This is a genomic window from Flavobacterium gelidicaeli (assembly GCF_013294005.1).
Classification (GTDB): domain Bacteria; phylum Bacteroidota; class Bacteroidia; order Flavobacteriales; family Flavobacteriaceae; genus Flavobacterium.
Window position 1 is genome coordinate 177,633 of record NZ_JABSNK010000006.1, and the last position, 25,113, is coordinate 202,745.

General features: G+C 33.7%; 24 protein-coding genes and 1 other RNA gene. 12 read left to right on the forward strand and 13 right to left on the reverse strand.

The window, feature by feature from the left end:
- Nucleotides 1–222: 222 nt before the first annotated feature.
- The 3 genes from HNP99_RS11210 to HNP99_RS11220 form a co-directional block, all read right to left on the reverse strand.
- Nucleotides 223–1,014, reverse strand: coding sequence for a CbbQ/NirQ/NorQ/GpvN family protein (locus HNP99_RS11210; RefSeq protein ID WP_173853474.1), 792 nt, complete (start codon nt 1,012–1,014; stop codon nt 223–225).
- Nucleotides 1,015–1,481: 467 nt separating this feature from the next.
- On the reverse strand, nt 1,482–2,816 hold the full coding sequence (locus HNP99_RS11215) for a cbb3-type cytochrome c oxidase subunit I (RefSeq protein WP_173853475.1): 1,335 nt from the start codon (nt 2,814–2,816) through the stop codon (nt 1,482–1,484).
- A gap of 206 nt (nt 2,817–3,022) precedes the next feature.
- On the reverse strand, nt 3,023–3,364 hold the full coding sequence (locus HNP99_RS11220; RefSeq protein ID WP_254596854.1) for a c-type cytochrome: 342 nt from the start codon (nt 3,362–3,364) through the stop codon (nt 3,023–3,025).
- A gap of 429 nt (nt 3,365–3,793) precedes the next feature.
- Here HNP99_RS11220 and ric point away from each other — a divergent pair, with 429 nt between their 5' ends.
- The 7 genes from ric (at nt 3,794) to HNP99_RS11255 (ending at nt 10,275) form a co-directional block, all read left to right on the forward strand.
- The gene (gene ric, locus HNP99_RS11225) at nt 3,794–4,525 is read left to right on the forward strand and encodes an iron-sulfur cluster repair di-iron protein (RefSeq protein WP_173853477.1); all 732 of its coding nucleotides are present in this window, start codon (nt 3,794–3,796) and stop codon (nt 4,523–4,525) included.
- A 173-nt stretch (nt 4,526–4,698) separates the two neighbouring features.
- Entirely contained in the window at nt 4,699–6,804 is a 2,106-nt protein-coding gene (locus tag HNP99_RS11230) for a ribonucleoside triphosphate reductase (RefSeq protein WP_173853478.1), read from the forward strand.
- A gap of 197 nt (nt 6,805–7,001) precedes the next feature.
- Nucleotides 7,002–7,169, forward strand: a complete 168-nt coding sequence (gene nrdD / locus HNP99_RS11235) for an anaerobic ribonucleoside-triphosphate reductase (protein ID WP_173853479.1) — start codon at nt 7,002–7,004, stop codon at nt 7,167–7,169.
- A complete protein-coding gene (locus HNP99_RS11240; RefSeq protein WP_173853480.1) occupies nt 7,123–7,839 on the forward strand; it encodes an anaerobic ribonucleoside-triphosphate reductase activating protein in 717 nt (238 codons plus the stop codon). The genes nrdD and HNP99_RS11240 overlap by 47 nt, the downstream gene beginning before the upstream one ends.
- Nucleotides 7,840–7,882: 43 nt before the next feature.
- Nucleotides 7,883–8,347, forward strand: a complete 465-nt coding sequence (locus tag HNP99_RS11245) for a hemerythrin domain-containing protein (RefSeq protein WP_173853481.1) — start codon at nt 7,883–7,885, stop codon at nt 8,345–8,347.
- Between the two features lie 108 nt (nt 8,348–8,455).
- On the forward strand, nt 8,456–9,697 hold the full coding sequence (locus HNP99_RS11250) for a hypothetical protein (RefSeq protein WP_173853482.1): 1,242 nt from the start codon (nt 8,456–8,458) through the stop codon (nt 9,695–9,697).
- Between the two features lie 143 nt (nt 9,698–9,840).
- Nucleotides 9,841–10,275: an RrF2 family transcriptional regulator gene (locus HNP99_RS11255; protein ID WP_173853483.1), complete on the forward strand. Its 435-nt coding sequence runs from the start codon at nt 9,841–9,843 to the stop codon at nt 10,273–10,275.
- 34 nt (nt 10,276–10,309) lie between these two features.
- Here HNP99_RS11255 and HNP99_RS11260 read toward each other — a convergent pair whose 3' ends face one another.
- The 6 genes from HNP99_RS11260 to glyA all read right to left on the reverse strand — a co-directional run bounded on the left by HNP99_RS11260 (nt 10,310) and on the right by glyA (nt 15,884).
- The gene (locus HNP99_RS11260) at nt 10,310–10,807 is read right to left on the reverse strand and encodes a GNAT family N-acetyltransferase (RefSeq protein WP_173853484.1); all 498 of its coding nucleotides are present in this window, start codon (nt 10,805–10,807) and stop codon (nt 10,310–10,312) included.
- Between the two features lie 45 nt (nt 10,808–10,852).
- Nucleotides 10,853–12,643, reverse strand: coding sequence for an ATP-binding protein (locus HNP99_RS11265; protein WP_173853485.1), 1,791 nt, complete (start codon nt 12,641–12,643; stop codon nt 10,853–10,855).
- Between the two features lie 9 nt (nt 12,644–12,652).
- Nucleotides 12,653–13,105: a response regulator gene (locus HNP99_RS11270; protein WP_173853486.1), complete on the reverse strand. Its 453-nt coding sequence runs from the start codon at nt 13,103–13,105 to the stop codon at nt 12,653–12,655.
- Nucleotides 13,106–13,128: 23 nt separating this feature from the next.
- Nucleotides 13,129–13,683, reverse strand: a complete 555-nt coding sequence (locus HNP99_RS11275; RefSeq protein WP_173853487.1) for a helix-turn-helix domain-containing protein — start codon at nt 13,681–13,683, stop codon at nt 13,129–13,131.
- 196 nt (nt 13,684–13,879) lie between these two features.
- The gene (locus HNP99_RS11280; RefSeq protein WP_173853488.1) at nt 13,880–14,473 is read right to left on the reverse strand and encodes a MiaE family protein; all 594 of its coding nucleotides are present in this window, start codon (nt 14,471–14,473) and stop codon (nt 13,880–13,882) included.
- Nucleotides 14,474–14,609: 136 nt separating this feature from the next.
- Nucleotides 14,610–15,884, reverse strand: coding sequence for a serine hydroxymethyltransferase (gene glyA, locus HNP99_RS11285; RefSeq protein WP_173853489.1), 1,275 nt, complete (start codon nt 15,882–15,884; stop codon nt 14,610–14,612).
- A gap of 107 nt (nt 15,885–15,991) precedes the next feature.
- Here glyA and fahA point away from each other — a divergent pair, with 107 nt between their 5' ends.
- Complete coding sequence (gene fahA / locus HNP99_RS11290; RefSeq protein WP_173853490.1) at nt 15,992–17,275, forward strand: fumarylacetoacetase; 1,284 nt, start codon at nt 15,992–15,994, stop codon at nt 17,273–17,275.
- 101 nt (nt 17,276–17,376) lie between these two features.
- Here fahA and fsa read toward each other — a convergent pair whose 3' ends face one another.
- The 3 genes from fsa to ffs form a co-directional block, all read right to left on the reverse strand.
- The gene (gene fsa, locus HNP99_RS11295) at nt 17,377–18,036 is read right to left on the reverse strand and encodes a fructose-6-phosphate aldolase (RefSeq protein WP_173853491.1); all 660 of its coding nucleotides are present in this window, start codon (nt 18,034–18,036) and stop codon (nt 17,377–17,379) included.
- Nucleotides 18,037–18,175: 139 nt separating this feature from the next.
- The gene (locus HNP99_RS11300; RefSeq protein WP_173853492.1) at nt 18,176–18,979 is read right to left on the reverse strand and encodes an SDR family oxidoreductase; all 804 of its coding nucleotides are present in this window, start codon (nt 18,977–18,979) and stop codon (nt 18,176–18,178) included.
- A gap of 165 nt (nt 18,980–19,144) precedes the next feature.
- An RNA gene (gene ffs, locus HNP99_RS11305) (signal recognition particle sRNA small type) lies at nt 19,145–19,242 on the reverse strand.
- An 88-nt stretch (nt 19,243–19,330) separates the two neighbouring features.
- On the opposite strand from ffs, the gene HNP99_RS11310 reads away from it, so the two are divergent.
- Complete coding sequence (locus tag HNP99_RS11310) at nt 19,331–20,380, forward strand: glutaminyl-peptide cyclotransferase (RefSeq protein WP_173853493.1); 1,050 nt, start codon at nt 19,331–19,333, stop codon at nt 20,378–20,380.
- Between the two features lie 11 nt (nt 20,381–20,391).
- Nucleotides 20,392–21,630, forward strand: coding sequence for an imidazolonepropionase (hutI, locus tag HNP99_RS11315; RefSeq protein WP_173853494.1), 1,239 nt, complete (start codon nt 20,392–20,394; stop codon nt 21,628–21,630).
- A 50-nt stretch (nt 21,631–21,680) separates the two neighbouring features.
- On the opposite strand, the gene HNP99_RS11320 is transcribed toward hutI, so the two are convergent.
- The gene (locus HNP99_RS11320) at nt 21,681–22,565 is read right to left on the reverse strand and encodes a hypothetical protein (RefSeq protein WP_173853495.1); all 885 of its coding nucleotides are present in this window, start codon (nt 22,563–22,565) and stop codon (nt 21,681–21,683) included.
- 98 nt (nt 22,566–22,663) lie between these two features.
- Between HNP99_RS11320 and HNP99_RS11325 the strand changes: the two genes are divergently transcribed.
- Both HNP99_RS11325 and HNP99_RS11330 read left to right on the forward strand, forming a co-directional pair.
- Entirely contained in the window at nt 22,664–23,692 is a 1,029-nt protein-coding gene (locus HNP99_RS11325) for a formimidoylglutamase (protein WP_173853496.1), read from the forward strand.
- A 98-nt stretch (nt 23,693–23,790) separates the two neighbouring features.
- Nucleotides 23,791–25,050 (forward strand): DEAD/DEAH box helicase, encoded by a 1,260-nt coding sequence (locus tag HNP99_RS11330; protein ID WP_173853497.1) that lies wholly within the window; start codon nt 23,791–23,793, stop codon nt 25,048–25,050.
- Nucleotides 25,051–25,113: the final 63 nt, after the last annotated feature.

The window sequence follows — 25,113 nt, forward strand, 5'->3', positions numbered from 1 at the left end:
CTAACCCCGCCGCGGCGGGGAACTCCTATTAGGGGTCAATAGGAATTTTAATTAATAAAATCAGTTATCTGCATGGGTTAAAAATCAGCCCAATTTGATGAGGGTGGGTTCCAATTCATCCGTACAATATTTGTCGAACCTACGGCTCTTATCTGTGACCACTTTAACTCGCATGCTATTACGCTCTATTTATTCCCCCGCCGCGGCGGGGTTAAAAGGATTTTAAATCATCAAATCGCACAAATCTTTTAATGCAACTAGTGTTTGTAAATCGTCTGTTAACGGTTCTACAACTGCGACGTGAACCGACGCTCTTTTAGGATGCCCGCTTTGAATAATCTTGGCGGCATTCACTAGTAAACGAGTGGATACAGTTTCGGTTAAACCTAATTCGGTTAGGTTTCTGATTTTGTTTCCAATGGCTACTAATTTCTTCGCTGTTTCAAGGTCAATATCAGTTTCGTTAACCAAAATTTCTGTTTCGAGTTTCGCTTCTGGATATTCGAAAGAAACCGCTATAAAACGTTGACGTGTTGATGGTTTTAATTCTTTAAAACCTCTTTGATACCCTGGGTTAAAAGAAGCGACAAGCATAAAATCAGGATGCGCTTTTATGGTTTCTCCTAGTTTATCGATAAACAGTTCTCGTCTGTGATCTGTCAAGGAGTGAATGGCTACGATTACATCTGGGCGCGCTTCGGCTACCTCATCGAGATAGATAATTGCACCTGTTTTTACGGCCGTAGTCAGTGGACCATCGAGCCAAACGGTTTCTGCGCCTTTGATGATAAATCGACCAATCAAATCAGTGGATGAGGTTTCTTCGTGGCAACTTATGGTGATTAGTTTTTTGTCTAACTGATGTGCCATGAATTCTACAAAACGAGATTTTCCTGTTCCTGTAGGCCCTTTTAATAAAAAAGGAATTTTGTTTTTATAGGCTTGATTAAAAACGGCTATTTCCTTACCTACTTCTTGGTAATAAGGGGTCGCTAAAGCAATATCTACTAACATATTATTTTATTTTAAGTTTAAAAAAACCGAAACCGAAAACACTATTTTATGGAAATGCAGCTCTACAAATAGTATTAAAGGTTTCGGTTAGAAAAAAGTGAATTAGTAAACTGAGTTTGAACAATATTTATTTGGTAATTTGTTTTAAAAATATAATTATTCAGTGCAATCGTAGTTTCAATTCCCTCCAGCTTCAGCTGGAGGGAAAGAAATTAAGTCACAATCATGCGCTTTTTGGCTAAAGCCTATTAGACTGTTGATTATTTATCCTCCAGCTAAAGCTGGAGGCAAATCACCGACCCACTTTTTCGCGTCCCGATAGCTATCGGGAGCCCAAAACATTTTCCGTTGATTATTTATCCTCCAGCTAAAGCTGGAGGCAAATCACCGACCCACTTTTTCGCGTCCCGATAGCTATCGGGAGCCCAAAACATTTTCCGTCTATCAATCAAACTCAGATTAGTAATTTAATCTTCAATTAAAGCTTCATCTGTAGGTGTACCATATTTTATGAAATCATAAATAAATAGTGCAATTCCAGTTGTAAACATCGTGGCACAGATCAGTAAAACAACAAAGTGAATTGCAATTTCATCTTGTACGACCATGAAGTCCATTTTCATTTTTCGTTCTAAATAGACTTGTACTACACCTGCAACTCCAAAGGCAACGGTCATTCCTAACATTCCGATGTTTGACAACCAGAATGCCATCATTCCTTGTGTACTTGCATATCGTTTACGTCCTGTTAAATTAGGAAGTGCATAGCTAATAATGGCTAAAACGATCATGGCATAAGCACCCCAAAAGGCGTAGTGACCGTGCATTGCTGTAACTAAAGTTCCGTGTGTGTATAAATTAGTTTGTGGTAATGTGTGTGCAAAACCTAACAAACCTGCTCCAATGAATGAAACAATCGAAGCTCCGATAGTCCAGAATAAAGCAATCTTGTTGGGATGGCTTTTTTCTCCTTTTCTATACATATTGACAGCGAATAATGCCATGGCTAAGAAAGCTAAAGGCTCTAAGGCTGAGAAAATTCCACCTACTACTAACCAAATTTTATTTACTCCGATGTAGTAATAATGGTGACCTGTTCCTAAAACTCCTGAAAGGAAAGTTAAACCTACGATTACGTATAACCATTTTTCGATTACTTCTCTGTCAACTCCGGTTAATTTGATTAATAAGAAAGATAAAATACCTCCCATGATTAATTCCCAAACACCCTCAACCCATAGGTGAACTACCCACCAACGGAAAAATGAATCCATTACCTGGCTATCAAACCAAATCATTCCGGGGATATAAAGCAAGGCTGCGAATAGCAAACCCATCACAAGTACAATAGCAGTGGTTGTTTTTTGTTTTCCTTTGTATAAAGTTCCTATAATTAGGAATAAGAAAAGCAAGACATTAACGACTACTAAATAGTCTAATTCTCTCGGGATTTCTAGAAATTTTCGTCCTTCCCAGTGGTTAAAGTGAAAGCCTACAATGGCTACAACACCAACTATGGCAAGAGATATTAGTTGAACATAAGCCCATTTGACGCTTATTAATTCATGCTGCGCCTCTTCTGGGATGATGTAATACGCTGCTCCCATAAATCCGGTTAACAACCAGACTACCAATAAATTGGTATGCACGGCACGAGCTACGTTAAAAGGGATAATTTCGTGTAATCCTTGTATTCCTATTCGGTCAAATCCCATGATAAAACCGTAGACGATTTGCAGGGAAAAGAGTAGCATGCACAGGGCAAAAAACCAATAGGCTACTTTTTGTGATTTATATTTCATTTTTGTATATTTTATTTGTTATTGGTCAAAAATGATATCGCCTTTTTTTTAATGATGTTTGTTTGCAACAAACTTCTTGTTAGTGGCGAATTCATATTTGTGTATTTTATTTGTTTTTGGTCAAATATGCGATCGCCTTTTTTTTAATGGTGTTTGTTTGCAACAAACTTCTTGTTAGTGGCGAGTTCATATCCTTTATTATTAAATTATTCTTGTTTGGCTAAAGGCGAAACCACATGCTCAAACCCATTCAAATCTAGTTTTCCGATCCATTGAAAATAAGCGACCATTGCATTGGCATCGGCTTCACTCATTTTATACGCCACCATTTTTCGTCCTCTTGGCGCCCATGGAACTGGCGACATTAAAACGGCCTTGACGTAACCTTCACCTCGACGATCTAAAACTTTTGTCAATTCAGGGGCATAATAACCACCTTCTCCCATAATACTATGGCATCCCATACAATTATTGGCTTCCCAAATTTCTTTTCCCCTCACTACCTCTTTGGTAATCTCGCTGTAATGCGTTTGATCATTTCTGGGCATAAACGAATAAATAGTCAATCCTATAAAGATTAAAAAGGTGACTAATGTTCCTCCCAGAAAAAATGCTCGTGCTTGTGATTTTGAAAGCATAATAATCTGTTTTTAGTTATTAAATAATTTGATTTTAAATAAAAGATAACTTTGTCTTTTATTATTCCGCAAAGATATAAAAGATAACTTTATCTTTTATTATAATTTTGAGTTTATTTTATCCTTTTTTCAAATATCATTTTACAAATCGAATTTCACTCGAATGATATATCCGTTATGAGCCTACTACTATTACCACTTCAATTAAAAACATTAATAACAACACATACACTTACTAACTAGACAATTATAAAATTTATTTTAATTACGGATAAAATTGTCTTTTATTAAAAATAATTACTAAATTTGCTTAATCAAATAAATATAAAAAACAATAATATGGAAACTTTAGAAAAAATAACAATTGGAGAATATGTAGCCAAAGATTTTAGAACAGCCGCTTTATTCTCAAAATACGGCATTGATTTTTGCTGTAAAGGAAATAGAACTGTAGATGAAGTTTGCGAAAAAAAAGCAGTACAACCCGCAGATTTACAAATCGAAATTGATGCTATTTTGAATACTAAAAGTGATTCTGGAATCGATTTTAATGCATGGCCATTAGATCTTTTAGCTGATTACATCGAAAAAACACACCATCGTTATGTAGAAGAAAAAACACCTACCCTACTTCAATTTTTGGATAAATTATGTAAAGTTCATGGAGCGAGTCATCCAGAATTATTCGAAATCAATGAACTTTTTAAAGGTTGCGCAGGAGAGTTAGCACAACACATGAAAAAAGAAGAATTGATGTTGTTTCCTTTCATTAAAAAAATGGTTACCGCATCAATTTCCGATGAATTAATTGCACAACCTCATTTTGGAACCGTTAAAAATCCGATTGCGATGATGATGGCTGAGCACGAAGCAGAAGGAGATCGTTTTGCTAAAATTGTAGAATTAACCAACAATTACACTCCGCCAGCTGATGCTTGTAATACCTACAAAGTGACTTTTGCAATGCTACAAGAATTTGAACAAGATTTACACAAACACATCCATTTGGAAAACAACATTTTGTTCCCAAAAGCAGTGGCTTTAGAAAAAGAATTTGCAGCTCAATCTTAAAAAATAAATATGACTATCCGTTTTACGTCCTAAAAAATATGTCACGCAGATTTTGCAGATTTCAGCAGATCTTTTACCCGTATTCTGCGGAAATCTGCAAAATCTGCGTGCCTTTTATAATCTTAGACCTAGTAACGGATAGCCATAAAATAAATTGTTTAAAAACAACAACTATGGAGAATTACGTTATCAAAAGAAATGGAAAATATGAACCGTTTGAATCTTTTAAAATTAATGATGCTATTGAAAAGAGTTTCAAAAGTGTCTCTGTAGTTGTTGATAAAAGTGTTTTTGATAGTGTTAGTGAAATACTCGAAACCAAAGAAGTTTGGGCTGTTGAGGAAATCCAGGATTTAATCGAAAAAGCTTTCTTTGAGAATAATTATTTTGAAGTGATGCGTTCCTTTATGTTGTTTCGCCACACAAGAAAACTACAAAGAGAACATGTAAACGGTTTGAACGACGACACTACTTATGTAGATAGTACGCAAACCATTGAAGAATATATCGAACAAACCGATTGGCGCATCAATGCTAATGCAAATACCTCCTATTCCAACGCGGGATTGGTTAATAATGTTGCTGGAAAAGTGATTGCTAATTATTGGTTAGACAAGGTATACACAAAAGAAGAGGGTTATGCACATCGAAATGGAGACATTCATATTCACGATTTAGATTGCCTAACAGGTTATTGCGCTGGCTGGAGTTTGCGTGTTTTACTAAACGACGGTTTCAACGGAGTACGAGGCCGTGTAGAGAGCAAAGCTCCATCTCATTTTAGAGAAGCTTTGGGGCAGATGGCCAATTTTCTTGGGATTTTGCAAAGCGAATGGGCAGGTGCGCAAGCTTTTAGTTCGTTTGATACCTATTTAGCTCCTTACGTTTTTGCAGATGATTTGTCTTTTGATGATGTACTGAAAGCGGTTCGTAGTTTTGTGTATAATTTGAATGTTCCTGCTCGTTGGGGACAATCGCCTTTTACGAATATTACTCTGGACTGGGTCGTTCCCGAAGATTTGAAAACCCAGATTCCGACCAAAAATGATTTGCATTTTTTCGAAAATAATAATGGTGAAACTGTTTTGGCTAGAGCCAAAGAAAGAGGTGTTACCAAACTAACAGACTTGCGCTACGAACATTTTCAAAAAGAAATGAATCTTATCAACAAAGCCTATTACACCGTCATGACCGAAGGTGATGCCAACGGACAACCCTTTACCTTCCCGATTCCGACAGTGAATATTACCGAAGAATTTGATTGGGATGGTGAAAACACCGAATTACTTTTTGAAAATACAGCCAAAATTGGTTCGTCTTATTTTCAGAATTTTATCGGAAGTCAATATGTTTTGGATGAAAACGGCAATCAAATAGAAAACGAAAATGCCTATAAACCCAATGCGGTTCGTAGCATGTGTTGTCGTCTGCAACTGGATTTGCGCGAATTATTGAAACGTGGAAACGGATTGTTTGGAAGTGCTGAAATGACCGGAAGTATTGGTGTCGTAACTGTAAACATGGCGCGTTTGGGTTATTTGTACAAAGGTGACAAAGCGGCATTATACCAACAATTAGATCGACTTTTATATATTGCTAAAGCTACTTTGGAGAAAAAAAGAGTCTTTGTTCAAGAAATGTATGACCGTGGATTGTATCCGTATACCAAAAGGTATTTACAACATTTTAGGAATCACTTTTCGACCATTGGTGTAAACGGAATGAATGAAATGATTCAGAATTTTACGAACAATGAAGATAACATTGCTTCGGACACTGGAATTGAATTCGCTGCTGGGATTTTGGACCATATTCGCAACCGAATGAAAGAGTTCCAAGAAGAAACAGGAAATCTGTATAATCTAGAAGCAACTCCTGCCGAAGGGACAACCTATCGTTTTGCCAAAGAAGACAAAAAGCGCTATGCCGACATTATTCAGGCGGGTCAGGAGGAGAATATTTATTACACCAACAGCTCTCAAATTCCAGTAGATTTTACACAAGACCCTTTTGAAGCTTTGTTGTTGCAAGACCAATTGCAATGCAAATACACTGGCGGAACGGTGCTTCATCTTTATATGAGTGAAAAAATTAGTTCTCCTGAAGCGTGTAAGCAGTTTGTCAAAAAAGTAATCTCTAATTTCAAATTGCCTTATATCACGGTGACTCCAGTATTTAGTGTTTGTCCTATACATGGATATTTGAATGGCGAACATGAATATTGTCCTAAATGTGATGAAATTTTGATTGAAGAGAAGGAGAAAAGTATAAAGGTTTAAAGTTTAAGGTTTAAGGTTTAAGGTTTAAGGTTTAAGGTTTAAGGTTTAAGGCTGAACTACTAACCCGAAATTTTATTATATCAATATTCACAAACTTTAAACAATTGAAACACTACATTTTTAAACAATTAACTTCTAAACAATTTTAAACTCTAAACCTTAAACAAATAACTAGTTAAACTTTTAAACTAAAAACCATGAAAACAACAGCAAATCAGATTTTAGAAGAAAATCAAACATTGAGAACAAAATGCCTGGTATATACTCGAGTTATGGGGTATCACAGACCAGTAGAAAGTTTTAACATAGGAAAAAAAGGTGAACACAAACAACGTACCCATTTTACAGAAGGAAAATGTTGCTAAACCAATTTATAGCATCACTCCATTTACCTTATTAGATTACCCACATAAATCAGCTTGCATTCTTTGGTTTGCAGGCTGTAATATGCGGTGTTTGTATTGTTATAATCCCGAAATTGTTTTTGGCAAAGGCAGTATTTCTTTCGAAAAAACATTAGCATTCTTAAACAGCAGGAAACAATTGCTAGATGCTGTGGTCTTTAGCGGAGGCGAATGTTTACTGCATAAAAAAAGTATTTTATTTATTGAAGAAGTCAAAAAACTAGGGTTTTTAGTCAAAATAGATACCAATGGTTCGCAACCCAAAGTACTTGAGGAATTAATCAAAAAAGAGTTGATTGACTATGTGGCTCTTGATTTTAAGGCGATGCCCGATAATTTTGAAAAAATAACACAATCGAATCTTTTTCTCCCTTTCGAAAAGTCACTACATTTATTGCTTGAAAGTAAATTGCCATTTGAAGTTCGTACCACGGTGCATTCCGATTTATTAAAGAAAGAAGATATTCATCGAATGATGCTCTTTTTGGAAAAAGCAGGATATACGGGAAATTATTACATTCAGCATTTTGTAAACGGAACGACTACTATTGAAAAATTAGGCTATTCGTTCAAGGAATTGGAAAAAGAAACACTTTCGACAGAAAAAATAAAAGTACATTTTAGAGGGTGATTATTCCATTGTATTTATAAACCATTTAATTTAAAAATAGCTCATGAGCGATACTAAACCATTAAAAAGAGCCCCTGAATTACAACCTTTAAGCCACGATCATCATCATGGATTATTGCTATGCTGGAAAATACGTACTGGAATAAAAAAGGAAGTGTCACTAGAACGCATTAAAGAATACACTGATTGGTTTTTTGAAAATCATCTAAAACCTCATTTTGAATTAGAAGAAAAATATATTTTTACGATTTTAGGAGATGATAATCCATTGATTCAACAAGCGTTGTCAGAACATAGTCGTCTCAAAGATTTATTCAACGCGACTACAGATTTAAAAGAAAACCTTAGTCTAATTGATAAAGAATTGGAAGCACACATTCGTTTTGAAGAGCGCGTATTATTTGCTGAAATTCAAAAAGTAGCCACCACGGATCAATTAGCTAAAATTAAAGAAATCCATACCGAAGAAGCTTTTGTTGAAAAAGATGATAATGCATTTTGGCTTTAAAATTATGTTTTGAACCATTAAGAAAAGTTAAGGTTTTATACCATTAACTTTTTAATGTTTTATTTTTAAAATTCAGCAAAAAGTTACAGTTCGTATTAGAAATTGATTATGAAAAAACATTGGATAGCAATTTGTTTTGCAAACTTTTTCGTTGCTTCGTTGATGGGATTGCTCCTCCGTTGGATGTATGTTTCTCCAATCGAAGGCGTAAATTTTCAGTTTTTAATGCATGGTCATTCTCACGTAGCCATGTTGGGCTGGGTTTATATGATGTTGTATTTTTTAATCGTTTATAATTTTGTTCCAAAAGAAGCACAACAAAAAAGGATTTACAATCGCTTATTTTGGATTACTGAAGTCGCCGTCATTGGCATGATGCTGGATTTCCCTGCTCAAGGTTATGCTTTTGTTTCTATCCTTTTTTCGACTTTACATATTTTTTGCAGTTATTATTTCGCTCGATTGATTTGGAAAGACGCAAAACCCGCTACTTTCCCCGAAAAAAGAATGTTGCGCACCGCTTTACTTTTTATGGTTTTCTCTACTTTCGGAGTTTGGTGTTTGGGACCAGCAGTTGGATTACTGGGGAAATCAAGTGCTTTTTACCAAATATGCATTCAGTATTTTCTACATTTTCAATTTAATGGTTGGTTTTTATTCGCTGTTTTAGCCTTGTTTTTCAAACAAATAAAATTAAAAATTGAAGAGAAAAAATTCCGTTTGTTCTACAGCTTATTCGTTATTGCAACGATATTGACGTTGGCATTGCCGGTAAGTTGGTTTCTTCCAAATCCTATTTTTTATTGGCTCAATGTTGTTGGTGTGGTGCTACAATTAGTTGCTACTATACTTTTTATTCAAAATACTAGATCACAATTACAAGTATTTTTTGGTACTTTATCTTCGTTAGAAAAAACAGTTTATGGTTTTGCTCTATTTTCGTTGGTATTAAAAATCGGAATTCAATTGGTTGTTTTAGTTCCTGAATTGGCTCAAATGTCGCATCAAATTAGGAATTTTGTTATTGGATACATCCATTTAACGATGCTTGGAATCATCACTGGATTTCTGTTTGGCTTTACGTTGCAACATCAATTTCTAAATGCTAAAAACGCATTTCATAAATGGGGAATCCAAGTTTTCTTGATCGGTTTTGTAGCTACCGAAATATTATTATTTCTACAAGGATTGTATTTGTATTTTGACATGGGAGTACTGCCTTATTATTATCTCAGTTTATTTATTGGTAGCGTTCCATTGGCAACGGGAATTTTGATGATAACTGGAAATTTGCTTTGGCAAAAAAATACAAAAAGCCACAAATTACACGAATTGTTAATGAAAAATTAGTGTAATTATTTTCTTTAAATTCTTAGCGATTTGTGAAAATTTGTGTAATTCGTGTCCAAAAACAACTGCTAAGTTTGCGCTCAAAACTATCCTAATTACCACCAAATATTAAACTTATTTCGTAATTTTGAAAAAAACAAATTATGTTTTCAAAAACCTGTGAATACGGCATTCGCGCCACTATTTTTATCGCTTCTCAATCCTATCAAGACAACCGAGTAGGACTGAAAGACATTGCGCAAAAAATAGATTCTCCTGAGGCTTTTACAGCCAAGATTTTGCAGATACTTTCCAAAAATGATATTATCCATTCTATAAAAGGAGTTGGTGGCGGTTTTGAAATTCCTAAAAAAAATATGAGCCAAATCAAGCTAATACAAATCGTATCAGCAATTGACGGTGATCGTGTTTTTACCGGTTGCGGATTAGGTTTAAGTCACTGCTCTGAGGAGCATCCTTGTCCTGTTCATGACAAATTTAAAATCATTAGAAATGAATTAGCTTTCATGCTCGAAAACACCAATCTTGAAGAACTCGCACTAGGAATTAAATCGGGTGATACTTTCTTGAGGTATTAATTAATAGAACTATACCGTAAAAAACTTTTTCATATCACAATCTTTTCTCCATAATGTAATCTTCCATAAGGTAACCTTCACCAAAAGTGATGTCGACCTCTTCTGTTATTTCAAAACCAATTTTTTTATAGAAACCAAGTGCCGTATTGTATCTATTTACATTTAAAGAAAGGATATCTGAACCAATCTCTAGACCAGATAGCTCCACAGCATCCAGTAAAATTTTACCAATACCTTTTCCTTGAGTTTCTGGTAGAATATAAATTTTATGAATGTGGGTTTTATTTTTATTTTGATAATTATGTTCAAATGAAGTAAAACCCAAACAATTATCATCTTCTAAAGCTAGAATAAAATGATGTCCTTTGTTAACCAAATTATCTTTTAAAGTTTCTTCAGAATAAAAATTAGTTAACATATAACTCAATTGCTCTTCTGATAAAATTGCTCCATAGGTTGCAGGCCATGTCTTATATGCAATGTCTTGAATTGTCTTAAAATCATTTGTAGTCGCAGGAGTAATTCTAATCATAAGTTTATTTTTTTTATCATTAAATGCAAAAGCGTCTTGAAATTACTAGCTATTTCTCAGTATAAATAACGCAAATTGTGAACCGTTATTTGGCTCCGAATTCACTTGAATAAACCCATCATGATTTTCTACAATTCTTTTGCAAATAGCAAGTCCTAATCCTGTTCCAGAGTATTTAACATCTTTCTCTAATCTATAAAATAAATTAAAAATTTTATTAGCATATTCTTGTTTGAAACCAATACCATTGTCGGAAATTACTATTTTGCAATACTCCTCATTAGTGATGATTTTGTTTTCATAGATTTCATTTGCAAAAATTTCTTCTTCAAAAATACTGATTACTGGAATCACATCGTCTTTACTGTATTTTAAAGAATTAGAAATCAAGTTGATAAATAGTTGTTCAATTTGAAACGGAATAACTTTTATAATAGGTAAAACTGCCAGATCGATTACCGCATTTTTTTCTTCAATATTAAAAGATAAATCGTCTATTACCTGATGTACAATTTGGTTTAAATCTGTTAATTCAAAAACTTTATCTCCTTTAATTGTTCGGGAATAATTAACTAAATCAATTAATAATGTCTGCATTTTATTGGCGGAAAGCTTAATTTTTGAAAAATAAACTTTTCCCTGATCTGAAATTAAATCCATTTCATTTACTTCAATTCTAGAAATAAACATTTGGATTTTATGTAAAGGCTCTTGTAAATCGTGGCTTACAATATTATTAAAAGACTCCAGCTCTTCATTAATGCTCTTTAGTTCTTTGTTATTTTCTTCTAATTCTAATGTTTTTTTATATTGTTCACTAATATCATAATTTACACCAGTTTTCACTAAATCCCCTATACTATTTCGAGTAAAACTACCCACAGACCTTATGTATCTAATTTCTCCATTAGGTAAGAGATAACGAAACATCATTGTAGTAGGCTCAAGTGTGATCAAGGATTCCATGTGTGTCTCTAAAACGTAATCTACATCATCAGGATGTATGTATTGAGAAACATTTTCAATTGTGGCGACAAAATCATCAGGGTCAACACCTAGTAATCGCAAGAAATTATCAGAAAATGTATATAATTTTGTTTCCAAATTAATTTTCCAATGACCAAAACCTGCAATTTTCTCTGCGTTGTTAAAAGAGTGGTTTAGAAACTGTAAGTCGTCATTTGCCTTTTTGAGTGCATTAATATCAACATTCATTCGGTTGAAGGAAAGTAATAAAATAAGTAGGGATAGGATAACCAATAAAAAAGCACTTATTATGGAATCTTGTAACTCAAATTGATGGTTATCATTATGAATTTTAATTTTATCTCCTTCGGCATTGATTGTTTTGTAGACAAAAGTTTTCATGGCCTCAGTAAAATCAGTGCTTTCTTTGAGTTTTAAAATCAATTGATCTTTATCGGGATTTTTGCTTTCGGCTAACAGTAAGGTTTCTTTAAAAAGAGCAAAACGAGTTTCAATCATTCTTTTAAGTTGATCAACATCTTTACTTCTACCTTTATTATTAGCTACTAATTTTTTTATACGTTCAAAGTTGAGATCTATCTCTCCTTTACGTAGAAAACGATGCTCTAAATACGATTTGTCTTTTGTAATTATGTAACTTCTTAAACTCGTTTCATAAATACTAATGATCGATAAAACACGTTCTAATTCTAATTGAGTTTCTGTAGAATTAGTAATTAAATTAACTGAGGATTCTAAACTTTGCATCTGTTTATAAAAAACAGATGCAATGTAACCCACAACCAAAATTGCAATTCCTAAAGCAATTTTGAATATTTGAGAATTTCTATATAACCTTTTTAACTTCATTAAAAGAGATTATATGCTAAAGAAAAAAGTTTCTTTATTTAAACCTGATGAATGAAATTGCCAGTTGATATTTAACACTTCTTTTATTACTTTTTTAAGTTTTGTAAAGTCGTTAGGCTTTTTAATATAAATATTAGCTCCTTCAACAAAAGTCTCTTCAATATCTTTTTCAGATGATGAAGTAGAGTAAATTGCGATGGAAACATCTTTAAATCTAGCGTTAGCTCTAATTTCTTTTAAGCATTCAAAACCTGATTTATAAGGCATATTTAAATCCAGAAATAATATATGGGGCATGATAATATCAGGCTTAGCTAAATACTCCATTAAATCTCTTCCGTCATTAAACAATGTTAACTCATTATTCATTCTAAGTTCCATCATTGCATCACTAAAGAAAGCACGATCATCTTCATCATCATCAGCAATCAAAATGTGTATCGAATCCTTATGTGTAATCATAATATGTTTGTCTGTTTGTTTATTTAATTTGATAAATTTCTACGCTTATCTACTATTCTTTTAAAAGCAGATGGAGTTAATCCAGTAACTTTTTTAAATTGACTAGATAAATACGCTACACTACTGTAGTTTAATTTATAAGACACTTCGGTCAAAGTCAATTCATCTTCAATAATTAATTTTTTTGCCCTTTCTATTTTTTGAATGATAATAAAATTTTCAATTGAAGTATATGTATATTCCGAGAAAATATTAGTGATATAACCGTAACTAAAATTCAATTTATCAGCTAAATATTGCGATATCGTAACGGAAGGAAGTTTATCTTTCTCATAAACCATTTCAACAATTGCGTCTTTTATTTTTTGTATTAATTGGCTTTTCTCATTACTTACAACAAATATAGAGTATTTATTTAAAGCTTCTTGTAGCTCAGCCAAACGTTCTTTAGAAACAGTGTTAGAAATCTCAATTTCTCCTAGTTCTAAAAGCTTATAACCTATTTCTAAACGCTCTAATTGTTCTTGTAGAATAACTCTACAAGCTACAATTCCGTCATATTTTATATAGAGTCTCATTATAGTTCAAATGTGTTAATTAAAAATAAGATTATAAATATAAATTAAAAAAAATAATCGTGAAAATAAACTTAGGCTTAAATCAAAAATAAAAGACACTACAAATTTGTACAATTTGCAAATACCTGATACTTAATAATCTCAATAATCATTGCTGTTCCTCTACTATTTCAGCTAAAAAGGAAATACACAATGCCTATCCATGAATTGTTTCGCCTTTACCATAATTAGCAATTACAGAGGCTTCAAAAGCCAACCATTCTCTCCAGCGCTTCTCTACATCAATTCCCGTACCATATTTCCTAGCATAGGTAATAAAAGTGGTATAATGTCCTGCTTCACTTTCCATTAAGTCTCGATAAAAAACGGCAAGTTCTTGATCTTGAATATTTTCGGATAATATTTTAAAACGCTCACAACTTCTTGCTTCTATCATGGCAGAGAACAGTAATCGTTCTACTAAACTGGATACTCTACTCCCATTACCACTTTTTTTCATATACAAATACAACTCATTTACATAATGATCCTTACGTTCTCGGCCCAACTTCAAACCTCTTTTGATAATTATATTGTGTACTTGCTCAAAATGATCAATTTCTTCTTTGGCTAAAGCCAATAAATCCTGAACTAAATCTTGGTGCTCAGAGTTATTTGTAATAATTGTAATGGCATTTGTAGCTGCTTTTTGCTCACACCAAGCGTGATCTGTCAAGATTTCCTCAATATTTTTCTCAACAATATTGACCCACCTAGGATCTGTTGGCAATTCTAATCGTAATACAGACATTTATTTAAGTCTTAAAGTTAAAAAGTCAAAAATTGTAGAGTCAAAAAAATAAAAGTCGAAGATCAAAATAAAAACAGAAATTCACATCTCTTTTTTAGACTTTCGACCTTCGACCTTAAGACTTTATGACTACTATTTAGAAAACGAAGATTGCTCTTTCGCTCATCATTTCATTCACTTCATTTGCTACTTCTTCAAGGACATCTTCATCAGTATGATTTGATAAAACTTTATCAATTAAAGCAACAATTGTTTCCATATCTTCCTCAACCAAACCACGAGTAGTAATTGCAGGAGTTCCCACACGTATACCCGAAGTTACAAATGGAGATTTATCATCAAATGGAACCATGTTTTTATTTACAGTAATCTCTGCTTTAACTAAAGCATTTTCAGCTTCTTTTCCAGAGATTCCTTTGTTTCTTAAATCAATTAACATCATGTGATTATCAGTACCACCTGAGATAATATTGTAGCCTCTTTTTACAAAAGCATCAGCCATAGCGTTAGCATTTTTTTGTAATTGCATAGCATAAGTAAAAAACTCATCTTTTAAGGCCTCACCAAAAGCAACCGCTTTTGCTGCAATAATATGCATTAAAGGTCCTCCTTGATTTCCAGGAAAAACAGCTAAATCTAATAAAGAAGACATCATTCTAATATCTCCTTTTGGAGTTTTTAATCCCATTGGGTTTTCAAAATCTTTACCCATCAAGATCAATCCACCTCTTGGTCCACGTAATGTTTTGTGAGTTGTAGTAGATACAATATGACAATGAGGAATAGGATCATTCATCAAGCCTTTAGCGATAAGCCCAGCTGGATGAGAAATATCAGCAAATAAAATAGCTCCTACGCTATCAGCAATTACTCTAAAACGCTCAAAGTCCATATCACGTGAATAAGCCGAAGCTCCAGCGATAATTAATTTTGGTTGCTCTCTAGTAGCAATTTCTTGAATTTTATCATAATCTAAACGACCTGTTTCAGCATCTACCCCGTAAAAAACCGGAGTGTACAATCGTCCTGAGAAATTCACAGGAGATCCGTGAGTTAAATGCCCACCATGAGATAAATCAAAACCTAAAATTTTGTCTCCAGGTTGTAAACAAGCATGGTAAACCGCTGTATTAGCTTGAGAACCTGAGTGAGGCTGTACATTTGCATAAGTAGCTCCAAACAATTCTTTAGCTCTATCAATAGCAATTTGCTCGATAACATCTACTACTTCACAGCCTCCGTAATATCTTTTTCCAGGATATCCTTCAGCATATTTATTAGTTAACACTGAACCAGCAGCTTCCATTACTTCGTCACTTACAAAGTTCTCTGAAGCAATTAATTCTAATCCGTGTATTTGTCTTTCTTGTTCTTCTAGAATAAGGTCAAAAATTTGTTCGTCGCGTTGCATTTCTTTGTTTTTAGTTAATTTGTAGCAAAAATACAAAAAAACGCTTGCCAAACTCCTAGATTATAATATATTTGAACTATAATTTTCAACAAAACAATTAACATATTATGCCAATATCAGCAAACGATACTAACCGTGAATCATGGTTAGAAGTACTAGAGAACAGTGACTTCCCAATTCAGAATATTCCTTTTGGAGTTTTTCTTACGAAAGAAAACGTTGTAACCGTAGGAACAAGGATTGGTGATTTTGCAATTGATCTAGGTGCTTTACAACAACTAAATTACTTTGCAGGTATTGAATTAACTGATGACATGTTCATGCAAGACACATTAAACGACTTTATCTCTGATGGAAAAAAAACATGGAGATTGGTTCGTAATCGTATTGCTGACATTTTTGATAGCAATAATCCAAAGCTTCGCGATGTACAAAAACATCGTGATATTGTAATTTTTGATATTGTTGATGTAGAAATGCAGTTACCAGTACTTATTGGTGATTATACTGATTTCTATTCCAGCAAAGAACACGCTACAAACGTAGGAAAAATGTTTCGTGATCCAGAAAATGCTTTATTACCTAACTGGTTACACATACCCGTAGGATACCACGGTAGAAGTTCTACAATCGTCCCTTCAGGAATACCTGTTCACAGACCTATAGGACAAACATTACCAGCTGGAGAGGACACACCAGTTTTTGGACCATCCCGTTTAATTGATTTTGAACTTGAAACCGCTTTCATCACTACAGATGCTAATGTAATGGGCGAAATGATTCCTATTAGTGAAGCTGAAGATTATATCTTTGGAATGGTTTTATTAAATGACTGGAGCGCTCGTGATATTCAAAAATGGGAATACGTGCCGCTAGGACCGTTCTTAGCTAAGAATTTTGCCTCGTCTATTTCTCCATGGATTGTTACTATGGATGCTTTAGAACCTTTTAGAGTTCCTGGACCTAAACAAAATCCAAGTCCACTTCCTTACCTTTTACAAAAAGGAAAGCACTCTTTTGATATTAATCTAGAAGTAGCAATTCAGCCAGAAGATGCAGAACCAACAATAGTGAGCAACTCCAACTTTAAACACATGTATTGGACAATGAACCAGCAGTTAACACACCATACCTCAAATGGTTGCCGTGTGAACTCTGGTGATATGATGGGATCAGGTACTATTTCAGGACCTACACCAGACAGTTACGGTTCGATGCTTGAACTTACTTGGGGTGGTAAAAACCCAATCAAACTTAATGATGGTACGGAGCGTAAATTTATCAATGACAATGATACTGTAATCATGAAAGGTTTTTGTAAAAACAGTCAAGTACGTATTGGTTTTGGAGAAGTATCTTCAAAATTATTACCTCCTTTTGTTAGAAAGTAATTCAGATATATTATTCCATAAAAAAGTCCCATTTGCTAAGCAAATGGGACTTTTTTTATTTCAGCAATATCCAGTGACTATGCACTCAATATTGTTATTTATTATTTATTATTCCCTTTTTCAAAATCAGCAACAAATTGCGCTAATCCAATATCAGTTAAAGGGTGTTTTAATAATCCGTAAATAGCCGAAAGTGGTCCAGTCATAACATCAGCACCAATTTTTGCACAATTTACAATATGCATAGTGTGACGTACAGAGGCAGCAAGAATTTGCGTTTCGTATCCGTAATTATCATAAATATCTCTAATTTCTTCAATCAAAGCCAATCCATCAGTAGACACATCATCAAGACGACCAATAAATGGCGAAACATAAGTCGCACCGGCTTTTGCAGCTAATAAAGCTTGACCTGCTGAGAAAACTAATGTTACATTTGTTTTAATTTCTCTATCTGAGAAATATTTAGCAGCCATAATACCTTCCTTAGTCATAGGTAATTTAACTACGATTTGCTCATGTAATTCAGCAAGTTCTTCTCCTTCTTTAATCATTCCGTCATAGTCAAGTGCATTTACTTCAGCACTAACATCTCCTTCTACAAGGTTACAAATGTCAACATAATGCTTCAAGATATTGTCTTTTCCAGTGATCCCTTCCTTAGCCATCAATGATGGATTTGTAGTTACCCCATCTAAAACTCCTAATGCTTGTGCTTCTTTAATTTGAGCTAAATTAGCCGTGTCAATAAAAAACTTCATAATTCTATATTTAATTAATTGTGTGTTTGTTTTTTTGGGCGTGCCCCAAGGGTCAGGCTTTTCGTTACAATCTTTTATTTTTTAAAGAAAAAAATAAAAGGATTTCCACTGCAATCCTTCACGCAAATTCGTCGTAAAACTACAACTTATAATGGTTCATTAATATTTTTTCATACATTTTATCTGGTAGTATTCTTTTCAATACAATCGAGAACTTTTGCATAAAGGCACCTACTTTATAATGTACATTAGGTTCTTTAGTTAGGATTATTTTATAAACAGCTTCAGCCATTTCATTAGGATTACTTCCGCCATCAACATGCTCGTCCATCGTACGCAAGGATTCACCATAGGAAACTTCATAAGCAGATCCTTTTATAACTGGCGCATGATAACGTCCTGATGCAATATTAGTAGCAAAATCACCTGGTGCCACATTAGTAATATGAACCCCAAAAGATTTCACCTCCATGCGCAACGCTTCGGTAACCAACTCTAAAGCCCCCTTAGAAGCCGAATACATAGACCGATAAGGCAATCCCATATAACCCGCAATTGAAGTCACATTTACAATCAATCCCGCATGTTGTGTACGCATTTGTGGCAACACCGCTTTCATTACTTCAATAGGCCCAAAGAAATTAGTATCAAAATGATTTTTCATTTCAACAGTAGGAATTTCTTCAAGAGGCCCTGTAATCCCCACGCCTGCATTATTAACCACAACATCTAAACGTCCTGAAGTAGCAATTACTTTAGCAATAGCCGTATGAATTGAAGCCGGATCACGAACATCAAGCGCCACAAGAGGAAAAACCGAATTCAAAATTCGTTCAGGATTCCTGCTTGTTCCATAAACCACAAACCCTTTATGGTGCAAAAACTCTCCAATAGATTTTCCTATTCCGGACGAACCTCCTGTAATCAGCACTACTTTATTCATCAATTTGTATTTTTATAGTAAAGAGCAACGTTTTTAAAAATGCTTCTTTTTTAGAATAGCCCAAAAATAAAAAAATCCTCCATAAGGAAGACTATTATTGTTTTTATTTTAGGAATAATATTAAAAAATTGACATAAAAAAATCTGAACTAAGTTCAGATTAAAAAAATGGCAAGCGACCTACATCGCACCGCTCAACCACGTACCCTTGCTATGTTCCCATCCTGGGGGAGTCTGCAGGAGCTGGTCGTGTAGGACTTGCCGGTGCAAATATACAACCTTTTTATATTTTTGCAAGCCCTTTGTGCTGTAAAAATAACATTGTATATTGTGGTATCAAAAAAAACAAAACATGAAAAAATATAACTTCCTATCTATCATTTTATTAGGCATCACTCTTAGCAATTGTGGAGATACAAAAAAAGGTGAAAATTCTTTATTTACCTTCAATAAATCTGAATTTAAAGAAAAATATGTGTCTGATGACGTACTTAAATTGGCAGTTTTAAATCCTAATTCTAAAGAAATCGATAGTATTATATATTATGTAAATGACAAAAAAGTAGGTTCAGCTAAAGCTGCTGACCAATTTACTTTAGCATTAACTGATCAAAAGTTAGGCTATCAAAACCTAAAAGCATTGGTTTATTATGATGGAGAAAATTCTGAAGCCACCGCAAGAGTTGAATTAGTATCTAAAGTACAACCTAAATTATTAAAGTATAAAGTTCTAAATACATATCCCCATGACACACTTTCTTTCACTGAAGGATTAGAATTTTACAAGGACACCTTATATGAAGGAACAGGGCAAAAAGGAACTTCCTATTTAAGAAAATACGATTACAAAACAGGAAAAGTATTCAAGCAAGTAGATCTTGATGCCAAGTATTTTGGAGAAGGAATAACTGTAGTAAATGGTAGGTTATATCAGCTGACTTGGCAAGAAAAAACAGGATTCATTTATAACCCAAACACTTTAAAACTAGAAAAAACATTTGCTTTTACTAAAGATATTGAAGGATGGGGAATGACAAATGATGGAAAAAACATTTACCAATCAGATGGAACTGAGAAAATCTGGACAACTAATCCTGATAATCAACAAATGCTTGATTACATTAATGTTTATTCTGGAAACACAAAGATCAAAGCAATTAATGAACTAGAATGGATCGACGGAAAAATCTATGCTAACGTTTGGCAAAAAGACGCTATTGCTGTAGTAAACCCAAAAGACGGAACTGTTGAAGGGATTATTGATTTATCAGGGTTAAGAAAAATTGTAAAAAATAGTGCCGCCGAAGTATTAAATGGAATTGCTTACAACCCAAAAACCAAAACTATTTTTGTAACTGGGAAAAACTGGGACAAAATGTTCGAAATCACGGTTTCGGAATAATAAAAAACACGATGACAACTTTAATAATAAATATAAAAGAATTACTGCAAGTACGCGAATCCAACATTTTAAAAGTCTCTGGTAGTGAAATGGCTGTTCTTCCTACTATAAAAAACGCCTATTTAGTTATCAAAGATAATTTGATTGCTGAATTTGGACCAATGAAAAAAATTCCTCAAACAACTTTTGACAAAACCATTGATGCAACGGGAAAAATGATTTTACCCACTTGGTGCGATAGCCATACACATATAGTTTACGCTGGAAATAGAGAGCAAGAATTTGTAGATAGAATAAACGGCTTGAGTTATGAAGAAATTGCCAATCGCGGAGGAGGAATTTTAAACTCAGCACAAAAATTAAACGAAACCACCCAAGAGGAACTTTATGAACAATCCAAAGAACGCTTGGAAGAAGTAATGCGCTTAGGGACCGGAGCAGTCGAAATTAAATCTGGTTATGGACTGACCGTTGATGGGGAATTAAAAATGCTTCGTGTTATTAAAAAATTAGCACAGCATTACCCTATTGCGATAAAAGCCACTTTTTTAGGGGCTCATGCTTTTCCTTTAGCTTATAAAGACAATCATCAAGGTTACATTAATCTTTTAATCAATGAAATCATTCCTCAAATAGCCAAAGAAAATTTAGCACAATACATTGATGTGTTTTGTGAAACCGGCTATTTTACTGTAGCAGAAACAGAACAAATTATGGAAGCAGGTATTCGTTTTGGCTTAAAGCCAAAGATACATGTGAACCAATTTAACTCTATTGGCGGAATCCAATCTGGAGTAAAGTATGATGCATTATCTGTTGACCATCTTGAAGTAATGAAAACCGAAGATATTCTAGCCTTAAAAAACACGAATACCATGCCGGTAGCATTACCATCTTGCTCTTATTTTTTAAGTATCCCGTATACTCCAGCGCGTGAAATGATTGCTGCAGGCTTGCCATTGGCTTTAGCTACAGATTACAACCCTGGTTCTACTCCATCTGGAAACATGAATTTTGTAGTAGCTACTGCTTGCATCAAAATGAAAATGACACCTGAAGAAGCTATTAATGCCGCTACTATAAATGGTGCTTACGCAATGGATTTATCTACCACACATGGAAGTATAACTGTGGGTAAAAAAGCCAACTTTATAATTACAAAACCAATTCACTCATACAACCAACTGCCCTATGCTTTTGGGACCAATCTAATTGATCAAGTTTATATTGAAGGTAAAGTTATTGCATAAAAAAAGAGGAGCGAAATGCTCCTCTTTTTTTATTTAAATTAAATAGTCTACTATTTCAAAGTAAAACTTGTTTTTGAAACCAATACGTTTTTATCAAAAATATTTACAAAGTAAGTTCCTTTTGCAAAGTCTTTTCCTGGTAAATCCTCAGTAACTTGAACTGTTTTATTTTCATATTTCACATTAGTAATGAAACTATATACTAAAGAGCTATCTCCAAAAGTCTCCGTATTTTTATTTCCTAAAACATTATTCTTACTATCGATAACTTGTACATAGTACGATTTATCTCCAGATTTAGCTACTTCATTCTCAGCAATTGTAAAACTAATTTTTAATACATCAGCTCTACTTGCTTTGTCAGTTTCTATTTGTTTACCTGAACTTCTCATTTTGTAAGCAGCAGTTTTCATATTTAAAATAGTCAATTTAGACGCTTTTTCAACTGCTTTAGATAACTCTTCGTTTTGTCCTACTAATACTTCATTGTATTTTTTAGATTCACCTAAAACAACTACAGTACTATCACGTTGAGAAGTCACAAGAGCATTCTCTTTTTTCAACTCATCATTTTCAGCCATTAAAACTTTCATGTTGCTTTGTAAAGCAAAGAATTGTTTTTTGTATTTTGATAATGAATTCACATCACCTTTAGACTTATTTAAGTCAGAAATTAAGTTAACAACTTTATCTCTCTCTTGAATTAACTCATCAGACATTGATGTGTTTTCAGCAATTGCAGCATCATAAGTTGCTTTCAATTCTTGTAAATCTTTCATAACTGACTCTTTCTCAGTCAATGTAGTTTTCAATTCAGTTTTAACAGCATCAGCGTCAGATGTTGCTTTAAAAATATAAACTAAACTACCCACTAATAAAACTGCTAATACAGCTATAACTGCCTTTAGACTTGAATTGCTTTTCTGATTTTCCATTTTTAAAATTATTATTTATTCAAATTTAACAATATATATTTAAGTTATAACGTAAGTTTATACAATTATATTATTTTTGAAAAAATATAAATTTGTTTATGGAAAAACTTGTGCCTTTTACACCTAGTGATCTTGCTAAGGTAACTAATCACAGAAGCGGCGAAATTAAGTTTGGTGAAAAAATGATGACCATTCCTAAAGGTACTGATCCTCTGTTGTTTTTAGAAGAGACTGAGGCTAAATATGTGATTTTAGGAATTCCTGAAGACATAGGCATCCGAGCAAATTATGGCCGTCCTGGCGCTGCATCGGCTTGGAAAAGTGCTATAACAAATATTGCAAATATTCAACATAATCGCTTTTGTAAAGGCAGTCAAATCCTGATATTAGGTCAAATTAACGTTAGCGTTGAAATGAAAGAAGTCGAAAATCTTGATTTTAATGACATCGATGACCGTTCTAAATTAAGCCAATTAGTAGAGCGAATTGACAAAGAGGTTTCTCATATTATTTTCAGTATCGTAAAAGCAGGTAAAATCCCTATTATCATTGGCGGAGGCCACAATAATTCCTATGGTAATATAAAAGGTACTGCTCTCGCAAAAGGAAAACCGATTAACGCTATCAACTTTGATGCGCATTCTGATTTTAGAATTCTAGAAGGACGCCATAGCGGCAATGGTTTTTCGTATGCATATGAGGAAGGTTTTTTAAAAAAATATTTTATTTTTGGTTTGCATGAAAACTATACTTCTAAAAGTGTTTTAGATCTTATTAAAAAAACCGAAGATCGCGTTCGCTATACTACTTATGACAGTTTGAATATAAGGAGAGAAAAAGAATTTAATCAAGAAATGATTAGCGCCTTAGAATTTGTTAAAACAGAATCTTTTGGTCTCGAAATTGACTTAGATGCAATTCCAAACATTGCTAGTAGTGCCATGACACCTAGTGGATTTTCAGTAGAACAACTGCGTCAATTTGTATCTTTCTTCGGAAGAAGTAAAAGTGCTGCTTATTTACACATTTGCGAAGGCGCACCTGATTTAGGAGAAGAGAAGAATAACCATTTAATTGGTAAACTTATTGGTTATTTAGTAACCGACTTTATAAAATCAAACCAATAAAAGAGTAGAAATACAGCCAAAAATTAGCGAATCGATAAATAACACTATCTTTGCACCACTATCTATGTACTTAATACAAGATATTTAATATTTAAAATATGTTATTCGAAGATTTATCACTTTCAAAAAGTATTCAAAAAGCCGTATACGAACTAGGCTATACTAACCCTACACCTATTCAAGAACAATCTATTCCATTAGTGTTAGCTGGAAAAGATTTAATAGGTTGTGCCCAAACAGGAACAGGAAAAACAGCAGCATTTGCTATCCCAATCATACACCAACTACACCGTATTGTAGGATCGTCAAAAAAAGCCAAACAAATTAGAGCATTAGTAGTTACTCCTACAAGAGAGCTTGCTGTTCAAATTGGTCAAAGTTTTGATACGTATGCAAAATACACTAACCTTACACAATTGACTATTTTTGGTGGTGTTTCACAAAACCCACAAGTTGATACTTTAAAAAATGGTGTAGACATCTTAATTGCAACTCCAGGAAGACTCCTTGACTTGCATAAACAAGGGTTTATTGACCTAGATCACTTACACACTTTAGTACTTGATGAAGCTGATCAAATGCTCGATATGGGATTTGTAAATGATGTAAAGAAAATAGTTAAGCTTACGCCAAAGAACAGACAGACTTTATTCTTTTCTGCAACAATGCCAATTGCGATTCGTGAACTAGCAGAAATGTTTTTAACTAATCCAGAGACAGTAACCGTTTCTCCAGTATCTTCTACTGCAGAAAATGTAGAGCAAAAGATTTATTACGTCGAAAAAGCAGAAAAAAGAAACTTGTTATATCATTTAATTAAAAATGATAATTTGACTGATGTGCTTGTTTTTTCTAGAACAAAACACGGTGCCGACAATGTTGTAAAAGCATTACGAAAAAACAACATCGCTGCAGAAGCAATTCACGGTGATAAATCACAAAATGCAAGACAAAGAGTACTTGAAGCATTTAAAAATAAAGAAGTAGGTGTACTTGTAGCAACTGATATTGCTGCACGTGGAATTGATATTGATCAATTACCATTTGTAATCAACTTTGACTTACCTAATATACCTGAAACTTATGTTCACCGTATAGGTAGAACAGGTCGTGCGGGTAACGGTGGTGTAGCAATCTCCTTTTGTAGTAAAGATGAACATGCCTACTGGAAAGACATTCAAAAATTAATTAAAGTAGATGTTGAAACAGTTAAGGAACACCCTTACCCTTGGCATTCAGGAAGTCCTGAAACTGCTTCTGGAGGTTCAACTCAACCTAAAAACTCTAATAGAAGCGGTGCTGCTCATAAATCAAGAAAGTCAACTACTTCTAAACAGAATAAAAAAAGATGGTATTAATACACAGTCTTTAACTAATAGTCACAAAAAAGTGCTTTTTCTAATATAGGAAAAGCACTTTTT

Coding starts and splice junctions, on each gene's coding strand:
- HNP99_RS11230 (WP_173853478.1), top strand. CDS start 4,699: ATGGAGAATTACGTTATCAAAAGAAATGGAAAATATGAACCGTTTGAA.
- HNP99_RS11300 (WP_173853492.1), bottom strand. CDS start 18,979: ATGAATAAAGTAGTGCTGATTACAGGAGGTTCGTCCGGAATAGGAAAA.
- HNP99_RS11260 (WP_173853484.1), bottom strand. CDS start 10,807: ATGATTAGAATTACTCCTGCGACTACAAATGATTTTAAGACAATTCAA.
- HNP99_RS11320 (WP_173853495.1), bottom strand. CDS start 22,565: ATGGAAAATCAGAAAAGCAATTCAAGTCTAAAGGCAGTTATAGCTGTA.
- HNP99_RS11330 (WP_173853497.1), top strand. CDS start 23,791: ATGTTATTCGAAGATTTATCACTTTCAAAAAGTATTCAAAAAGCCGTA.
- HNP99_RS11280 (WP_173853488.1), bottom strand. CDS start 14,473: ATGTCTGTATTACGATTAGAATTGCCAACAGATCCTAGGTGGGTCAAT.
- HNP99_RS11310 (WP_173853493.1), top strand. CDS start 19,331: ATGAAAAAATATAACTTCCTATCTATCATTTTATTAGGCATCACTCTT.
- hutI (WP_173853494.1), top strand. CDS start 20,392: ATGACAACTTTAATAATAAATATAAAAGAATTACTGCAAGTACGCGAA.
- HNP99_RS11250 (WP_173853482.1), top strand. CDS start 8,456: ATGAAAAAACATTGGATAGCAATTTGTTTTGCAAACTTTTTCGTTGCT.
- fahA (WP_173853490.1), top strand. CDS start 15,992: ATGCCAATATCAGCAAACGATACTAACCGTGAATCATGGTTAGAAGTA.
- HNP99_RS11210 (WP_173853474.1), bottom strand. CDS start 1,014: ATGTTAGTAGATATTGCTTTAGCGACCCCTTATTACCAAGAAGTAGGT.
- HNP99_RS11215 (WP_173853475.1), bottom strand. CDS start 2,816: ATGAAATATAAATCACAAAAAGTAGCCTATTGGTTTTTTGCCCTGTGC.
- glyA (WP_173853489.1), bottom strand. CDS start 15,884: ATGCAACGCGACGAACAAATTTTTGACCTTATTCTAGAAGAACAAGAA.
- ric (WP_173853477.1), top strand. CDS start 3,794: ATGGAAACTTTAGAAAAAATAACAATTGGAGAATATGTAGCCAAAGAT.
- HNP99_RS11245 (WP_173853481.1), top strand. CDS start 7,883: ATGAGCGATACTAAACCATTAAAAAGAGCCCCTGAATTACAACCTTTA.
- HNP99_RS11255 (WP_173853483.1), top strand. CDS start 9,841: ATGTTTTCAAAAACCTGTGAATACGGCATTCGCGCCACTATTTTTATC.
- HNP99_RS11270 (WP_173853486.1), bottom strand. CDS start 13,105: ATGATTACACATAAGGATTCGATACACATTTTGATTGCTGATGATGAT.
- HNP99_RS11275 (WP_173853487.1), bottom strand. CDS start 13,683: ATGAGACTCTATATAAAATATGACGGAATTGTAGCTTGTAGAGTTATT.
- HNP99_RS11325 (WP_173853496.1), top strand. CDS start 22,664: ATGGAAAAACTTGTGCCTTTTACACCTAGTGATCTTGCTAAGGTAACT.
- fsa (WP_173853491.1), bottom strand. CDS start 18,036: ATGAAGTTTTTTATTGACACGGCTAATTTAGCTCAAATTAAAGAAGCA.
- HNP99_RS11265 (WP_173853485.1), bottom strand. CDS start 12,643: ATGAAGTTAAAAAGGTTATATAGAAATTCTCAAATATTCAAAATTGCT.
- nrdD (WP_173853479.1), top strand. CDS start 7,002: ATGAAAACAACAGCAAATCAGATTTTAGAAGAAAATCAAACATTGAGA.
- HNP99_RS11220 (WP_254596854.1), bottom strand. CDS start 3,364: ATGCCCAGAAATGATCAAACGCATTACAGCGAGATTACCAAAGAGGTA.